This is a genomic window from Corallococcus sp. AB018 (genome assembly GCF_003986945.1).
GTDB classification, from domain to species: Bacteria; Myxococcota; Myxococcia; order Myxococcales; family Myxococcaceae; genus Corallococcus; species Corallococcus exiguus.
The window spans coordinates 1-7,183 of sequence record NZ_RAWR01000337.1 but is presented as its reverse complement, the minus strand read 5'-3'; the positions used below and the strand labels follow the sequence as shown (position 1 = coordinate 7,183).

At 67.7% G+C, this 7,183-nt stretch carries 7 protein-coding genes; 6 read left to right on the top strand and 1 reads right to left on the bottom strand.

Annotated elements, in window-relative coordinates:
- Nucleotides 1-91: 91 nt before the first annotated feature.
- Nucleotides 92-814 (bottom strand): sigma-70 family RNA polymerase sigma factor, encoded by a 723-nt coding sequence (locus D7Y11_RS40555; RefSeq protein WP_233607559.1) that lies wholly within the window; start codon nt 812-814, stop codon nt 92-94.
- 1,736 nt (nt 815-2,550) lie between these two features.
- On the opposite strand from D7Y11_RS40555, the gene D7Y11_RS44755 reads away from it, so the two are divergent.
- The 6 genes from D7Y11_RS44755 to D7Y11_RS40525 all read left to right on the top strand — a co-directional run bounded on the left by D7Y11_RS44755 (nt 2,551) and on the right by D7Y11_RS40525 (nt 6,897).
- Nucleotides 2,551-2,817 (top strand): hypothetical protein, encoded by a 267-nt coding sequence (locus D7Y11_RS44755; RefSeq protein WP_233607558.1) that lies wholly within the window; start codon nt 2,551-2,553, stop codon nt 2,815-2,817.
- 130 nt (nt 2,818-2,947) lie between these two features.
- Nucleotides 2,948-4,123 carry a PD-(D/E)XK nuclease family protein gene (locus D7Y11_RS40545; RefSeq protein WP_126936345.1) on the top strand — a complete coding sequence of 392 codons (1,176 nt, stop codon included), beginning with the start codon at nt 2,948-2,950 and terminating at the stop codon, nt 4,121-4,123.
- A complete protein-coding gene (locus tag D7Y11_RS40540; protein WP_126936344.1) occupies nt 4,123-4,782 on the top strand; it encodes a 3'-5' exonuclease in 660 nt (219 codons plus the stop codon). Before D7Y11_RS40545 ends, D7Y11_RS40540 begins: the two co-directional genes overlap by 1 nt.
- On the top strand, nt 4,779-5,117 hold the full coding sequence (locus D7Y11_RS40535; protein ID WP_126936343.1) for a hypothetical protein: 339 nt from the start codon (nt 4,779-4,781) through the stop codon (nt 5,115-5,117). The genes D7Y11_RS40540 and D7Y11_RS40535 overlap by 4 nt, the downstream gene beginning before the upstream one ends.
- Nucleotides 5,093-5,923, top strand: coding sequence for a hypothetical protein (locus D7Y11_RS40530; RefSeq protein ID WP_126936342.1), 831 nt, complete (start codon nt 5,093-5,095; stop codon nt 5,921-5,923). The genes D7Y11_RS40535 and D7Y11_RS40530 overlap by 25 nt, the downstream gene beginning before the upstream one ends.
- An 8-nt stretch (nt 5,924-5,931) precedes the next feature.
- Nucleotides 5,932-6,897 (top strand): AT hook motif domain protein, encoded by a 966-nt coding sequence (locus D7Y11_RS40525; protein WP_126936341.1) that lies wholly within the window; start codon nt 5,932-5,934, stop codon nt 6,895-6,897.
- Nucleotides 6,898-7,183 lie beyond the last annotated feature (286 nt).

Here is a 7,183-nt window from a genome sequence, read left to right as displayed (position 1 = left end):
CCCGTCAGCCGCCCCCACCCGCCGTCCTCTCGGTTGTTTCAAAATCCACAACCTCTAAAAAGCACCCCCACCCGCCGATTTGGGACAGGAATTATTTCCCGGGGATTTTTTCCTTCATTTTCCGCAGGCGTCCCAGAGCCCGCTGGACGCGCTTGCGCGCCGCCGCGGGCGCAAGCCCGAAGCTCGCTCCGGCCTCGGCGTAGTCTTCCTCATGAACAAGGACGGAGACGACCAGGTCCGTTTCCTCCCCCGTCAGCGGGAGGAGCCATGCGCGCAGTTCCTCAACCTCGGCGTCGAAGGAGCGGGATTGAGACACGAATGGAACGGGCCACTGCACTGAGGGCGCCCAGCCGTCTACACTGGCCAGTCCTCCGAGCAGGGCGCGTTGGTGTTCCTCCTCCAGCTCCTTGCGCCAGACATTGAGGACGTCGCGCTCCGTACTTCGGACAAGTGTCGCGGCCACACGCTGGACATTCGCGAGGCTGACGCGTGCCACAAGGCTCATGAAGGACGCGGCAATCGAGGAAACCACGTCCGCGGGCGCGCGCTTCATTCGTCGGAGACATCGACGATACACGCCATCTAACCCCGGCCACAGCCCTAGCCACAGCAACGCCACAAAGAAGCGGGCCGTGGCTTCCATCTGCACCAGCATGACGAGGCCCGCTAACAGCCTGTCCTTGACGTGAAAGTCACCTTCGCGCGCGGTGAGAAACGAGACGAGGTCCTCCGGTTGCTCGAAGTCGGAGAGAGCCTCCCAGTTGCGCCGCACCAGGCGATAGACGCGCCTCGCCTCAGCCGTCCGGATGGCCACGCCAAGCTCTTGATGAAGAGCATTCCAGCTACGACTCACAGATGAATGCCGCCCCGGCCCTGCGCTCGGCGCACAGAAAGCCAGGTGAGGGGAAAGAGAAGGCCGAGCCCCAGTGGAGGGAATGACGCCAGAGCCTCCATGGTGTCCCCACCTTTCGGTGAGAGCCCAGAGACCACGGCAAGTCAGTCGAAGGAGAAGCGGGCGCTACACGCGCTTCCAAGCCCTTCTGAAGCCTCCGCTACGGTAACGGACGAGCGCCCTTCCGACTGGGGGCCCGACAACGAGAAAGCGGTGCCCCCAAGAAGACGGGGACGCCACCTCCACACAGGCCAAGCCCAGGTCGAACGACGCCCTCGCCCGCCGGCACCACCGGCAGAGTCGGACTAATCACAACAAAACTACACATTCTCTTAAATCCGGAATCCAAGCAACTTCCTCACAGCCGGGGCGACACATCGCTGAGACATGCCCTCACGCAAGACACACGACACGCTCCAACAGCGGAGGCATCAAAAGTCGGGTGGCGTGAAGTCGGGGACACGGATCCGCGTGTCTTGCGACTTTCATGCCCGCGTGTTGCCACTCGGGCTCCGCCTTTGCGGGAGGGACTGGGCCGTCCGCGCATTCGGACGGGCACTGAGTGAAACATCTTTTTCTCTCCGTATCATCATCCCTCGGCCTACAGGAGCGCTCCCGGCAGCAGTCGCATCCTGCGCACCTCACGTCGGTGAGCGACGGCCCTGAAAGGCCGCAGATGACGAGGGAGGCGACAGCCTCGGCCTCGCGGGGGCTCCCGCTCCCCTTCACGCGCCTGGGGGCCGTTTCTGGCCGCTCGGTGGCCATTCACAGGCCATGGCTTGGACGCCTCCACCCACGCCACGTGCCCGCTCACGGACGCCTTCACAGTTGGTCCCACCAGCTTTGCTTCACGAGTGGGTGTGGACAGCGTGGACAGCTGTGGACAGCACTCTGTCCACACTTAACCCCATGAATTCTTTCACGAAACCACCACTGTGGACAGTGTGGACAGTTTTTATAGGGAGAGACACGTATGCGCGTGCGCGCACTTGTACATGGGGCCTTCGCGTGCGCGCGCACATGACGTAGGGGTACTCATCAAAGCTGTCCACACTGTCCACACCCAGTTATCTCCCGGCAATCACTCACAAAACCTGTGGACAGGAACCTGTCCCAGGGGTGTCCCGGGGCTGTCCACAGGGCGAGGGATGTCCCCGATTCCTTGCCAGATGCCTTTGTGCTTCTTTCCCTCGGCGCTTCGCTCGCCAGGGGAAATCGAAAATAAAATCGGGCGAAATGATTCCTTGTCCCAAACCGGAGGGATGGGGTGCTTTTAGGATGTATCGGCAAACACGCGCCGCCGACATCTGCGCATGGCCCTTACCCACCACCTCCAGCCCACCCCGGCCCAGCAACGTCCGCCTGGCGTGACGTGCGAAGTCTATGTCCGCGGCGAGGGCAAACACTGCCTGCACTATCGGCCTGGCGGTGGTTGCACCCTGTCCGGCGTGGGCACCTGCACCGAGTGGCTGAAGGTGAATCGGCAGGCCCGGCCTCGTCGTGACGTGGCCGCTCCGCCTGTCCCAGCGCCTCCGACGAAGGTCGCTCCAGCCGCTGTGGATCTCCTCGGCCATCCTTTGCCTGAGGCCGGCTCGAAGAAGCTTGCCCCTGCCGCCGCCTCCAAGCCCTCGTCGCCAGCTCCGTCTCTCGATGTGAAGGTGCCGAACTCGGAGGTCCCGCTCGCCGCCCTGCGCGGCCTCACCGACGAGGACATCGCCAGCTTCAAGGCCCTCGGCGCCGAGGTGTGCTTCGCCTCCGAAGCCTACGGCGAAGTCTGGCTCGTCCCTGCCTACACCGGCCAGGCCCGGAAGGAGCTCACCCCCGAGCACGCCGCCACGCTGGTGCGCGTCCTGTCTGCCTTCCCAGGCTCACGCGTCCTGTCCTTCGAGAAGCGCACGGCCTCCGCGGAGGATGTATCGCCATGAAGGTGGCCCGGGCTTCTGAAACAGACACACGGGGCCGCGCTGCATCCCCGCTTCAACTTGATGTCTCGCTCGGAAAGAGCGTGATGACTGTCTCGCGACACGCCACTGCATCGGCCCGGAGGCCCACGCCATGAGCGGACTGCGAAACGAACACCTCTCGTTCAGCCGGCTAAGCCGCTTCGAGGCCTGCCCGCTGTCCTACAGGCTCCACTACCTCGACAAGCGCACCGCCGAGCCCGGCGTCCCCCTGAGCTTCGGCAAGGCACTGCACGCCGTCCTCGAGCGACTCCTCCAGGAAGTCGTCGACACCGAGTACGTGGGCCCGCTCTCCGAGGAGCGCGCCCTCCAGCTCTACCGTGAAGAGTGGGCTGCCTCGGGCCTCTCCGGCCTGGACCTCTTCCAGCAGGGCCTCGGCATCCTCCAGGACTTCGTCCGCCAGCAGGGCCGCGTGGACTCCCGCGACATCCTCGGCATCGAGAAGGAGTTCCGCCTGCCGGTGGGGCCCTTCACTGTCCTGGGCTTCATCGACCGCGTCGACTGGGTGGACGACGAGACAGTCCACGTCATGGACTACAAGTCCAACCACCAGCTCTTCACCCGCGAGGAGCTGGACTCCAGCCTCCAGCTCAGCCTCTACGCCCTCGCCGCGCGCCGCATGTGGCCCTGGGCGAAGAAGGTGCGCCTGTCCATGTGGATGCTGCGCCACGGCGTGCAGCAGGAGACGACGCGCACCGAGGAGCAACTGGAAGCTGCCCTCGCCTACGTCGAAACGCTGGGCCAGCAGGTGGAGACGGCGGAGTCCTTCCCCGCCCGCCTCAACCCCAACTGCGCGTACTGCGACCACCGGCGCGACTGCCCCACCTACGCCCGCGCGCTGACGGGCCAGCGGGAAGTCGTCTGCAGGAACATGTCCGACTTGGAGTCCGTCGCTCGCGAGCGTGAAGAAGTCGCCCAGCTCGCGAAGATTCTCGGCGCGCGCAAGGCGGAGCTGGAGAGCGTCCTCCGAGCCCACCTCGCTGAGCAGGACGAACTCGTCCTCGCCGGCACGCGCTACCGCATGTTCAACACCACCAGCCTCGATTACCCGCTGGAGCCCACCGTTGCGGTGCTGGCCCAAGCCACCGGCCTCCCTCGTGAGGAGCTGGTGCAGCGCCTCGCCAGCGTCGAGAAGAAGGCCCTCGATGCGCTGCTGAAAGACGCGGGCAAGCGCCTGGGCAGCGCGCACGTCGCACTGCTGAAGGCCGAGCTGGACTCGCTCGCCACCAAACACCACTCGCCCAGGTTCTGGGCCAAGGAGGTCGCATAGTGCTGCTCGCTCACCCTGCTTCCGACACCACGCCTGTCGCCGCTCTCCGCCAGCCGCTCTTCCCCAGCCTCCCGCCGCACCTGCGGACGCTCGCCTTCATCGACTTGGAGACGACGGGGCTGGACGCCTCCCGGCACGAAGTGCTGGAGGTGGCTGTGCTCCGCGTCGACGCCCGCAGCCTCCAGGTGCTGGCGGAGTACGAGGCCCGCGTGCAGCCCACACGGCTGGCCGACGCCCACCCCGAAGCCCTGGCCGTGTGCGGCTACTCCAACGAGGACTGGCACGACGCCCTGCCCCTGCAGGAGGTCCTCGCCACCGTGACACCTCTCCTGGCGGGCACCCTCGTGGCCGGCCACAACACCAGCTTCGACTGGAGCTTCCTCGTCGAAGGGTACCGCCGCACCGAGCTGACCCTGCCCAGCGTCGACTACCACCGCCTCGACACCGCCAGCCTCGCGTGGCCGCTGCTCGCCACGGGCGAGGTGGAGTCCCTCTCCCTCAACGCCCTGGCTAGGCGCTTCGGCCTCCACCGGCCCACGCCCCACCGAGCCATGGCGGACGCCCGCTGCGCGCTGGAGTTGGCCCGCTGCCTCGCCGTGCGCATGACCCGTGGCGGGCACATGGAGCGGCTGCTGGAGGAGTCGGGAGGTGTCTCGTGAGCGGTGCTTCTTCTCGTCGCAAGGGCGCCGACTTCGAGCGCGCCCTCGTCCACCGCTTCCGCGAGGCCATGCCCGAGGCCCTCATCCGCCGCGGCCTCCAGTACCGCAGCGGCCAGGAGGTGTCCGACGTCGAGGTGCCGTGCTTCTGGCTGGAGGCCAAGGCCCACCAGCGCACCAACGTGCGCGAGGCCCTGCGCCAAGCCGTGGAGACGTGCCCGGCGGGCCGCTGGCCGCTGGCTGTGTGCAAGGACGACGGGCAGCCGCCCCTCGTCGCCATGCCATTGGACGACTTCCTCGAGTTCGTGCGCGAGTGGTGGGAGGCCCGCCCCCGGTGAGTGACTTCTTCGACCACCTCTTGGACTTGCTGCGTGCAGAGGCGCTCGCCCCTCGGCTCCAGGCCGTCTTCGCGGCTGCGCGCACGCAGCGGCCGGCCTTCGCGCGTCATGCCACGCTCGACTCGGTGCTGGCCGCCATGGCTGACGCGCGCGAGGAGACGTACCCGGAGCGGGAAGCCCTCACCCGGGCCCTGGTGGCCGAAATGCAGGCCTCCTCCAGCCCCGCGTGGACGGCGGCCCTCGCCACCGCCTACGCCCCCATGTTGCGTCGCCTGCGCCGCCGCCTCCTCGGTAACGCCGTGCCCAGGGAGGACCTGGACCAGCTCGTCCTCGCCACCTTCCTCTCCGTCGCACGCGCCTTCCCCCTCTCGCGCTGGGGTGACTGGACTGCCGTCCGCCTGCGCCAGCAGACGGCGCGCGAGGTGTTCCGTTACCTTCGCAAGGAGCGCGCGGAGCAGCATGAGACGTACACCCAGGAGCAGCTCGCCGAGTGGCTGCCCGACGTGCGGTCCGTCACTCCGGTGGAGAGCCCCAGGCGGCCCAGCATCCGCCGCAGCTTCGTGAAGCGCGACGCCGTGCTGGTGCATCTGGCCCAGGCCACCCTGCCTCGCAGCGACGTCGAGGTCCTCATGGCGACGGTCGTCCGGCGCGAGAAGCTGCGCGCCTACGTCAGCCGCCTCGTCGAGGGCGACGCCGCCGAGGCCGAGAGGACGTACCAGCGGTTGAAGCGCCAGCGCACGCGGCTGATGCAGCGCCTGCGCACCCAGGCCGTGGACGCGGTGCCGCAGCCCTCCGGAGGCTGCTGAGGGAAGGCATGGCCCAGAAGAAGCCCCTCAAGAAGCTGGGGCGCCCCACCAAGGCCGAAGGCCCTCGGCTGCCCCATGCCGAGGTGGACAAGCTCCTCGTGGAAGGCGAGGAGGTGCCCACCACCCGGGGCCGTGTGAAGCGGCGCTTCCCCTCCCTCCGCGAGTTGGCCGAGCGCTTCGGTGTCGCCCACAGCGCCGTCGCCAAGTACGCCCAGCAGCACGACTGCCTCGGCCGCCGCAAGCGCCTCCTCGCGGGTGAGCTGGCAGACGAGGTTGTCGAGCCTCTCGAGGCACCACCGACTCCACCGCCCGCGAAGCGCAAGACGGGCCGCCCCCGCAAGTCAGAGGAGCCCGCGCTCCCGCGCCAGGAGCTGGACCGCGCCCTCGTCTTCGGAGATGTGAAGACCCTCCCCGACGGCTCCACCATGACGAGCTACGCCTCGTACCGCGAGCTGGCCGAGCGCTTCGGTGTCGCCACCTCCCTCGTCGCCAGCTACGCGAAGGAGCACAACTGCCTGCGCCGCCGCGAAGAGGCCAAGACGCGCATCGCCACCAAGGCGGACCAGAAGCTCATCGAGCTGCGCGCCAACGCCATCGCTGTCTCCAAGGACGACGCGCTGAAGATGATTGACGGCTACCTCCTCGGCTTCGAGGAGGCGCTGTCCGAGGGACGCGTGCGCGTCGACAACCCCACCGACTTCAACACGATGGTGAGGCTCAAGGAGTTCGTCATGGGTGGCGCCGACTCCCGCCAGGAGCTGCACGCCACCTTCTCGCTGGAGGGCCTCCAGGCCCGGCACGCCCAGGCCCTGCGCGCCGCTCGTGAGACGACGCCCGCCGAGCGCGGCGAGGTGGACGCAGAAGTGGTGGAGAGCAGCGACGAGGACCTCGACACACCCGCACCGGGTGGCACGAAGGACGATGGCCCCGTGGATCCGCCGACGGGCGTCACGCCCCCCGCCGACCCTGTTTGAGACCGCCCTCCGGTAAGTGAACGCGGGCACTTTCGCGTTCAGTTTCGCCGTTCACTTTCGCCGGGCCAGGCCGCGCCAGGCCAGACCTGGTGACAGTCCCCAGGGAGCTCCACCAGGCGCGCGGAAGCACACGCCTGGTGCCACGGGCTTCGTAGTTTTGCGCCGTTAGGGCGTCGAGCCATCAGGTGCCCGAGCACCGCGGTACGAGTCCGGGCCACAACTCGCGCCCGGAAGCACACTCCGTCCAGCGGGCCGGACTCCTGCGCGCCGTTCACTTCCCCGGCCC

Coding starts and splice junctions, on each gene's coding strand:
- D7Y11_RS40545 (WP_126936345.1), top strand. CDS start 2,948: ATGAGCGGACTGCGAAACGAACACCTCTCGTTCAGCCGGCTAAGCCGC.
- D7Y11_RS40525 (WP_126936341.1), top strand. CDS start 5,932: ATGGCCCAGAAGAAGCCCCTCAAGAAGCTGGGGCGCCCCACCAAGGCC.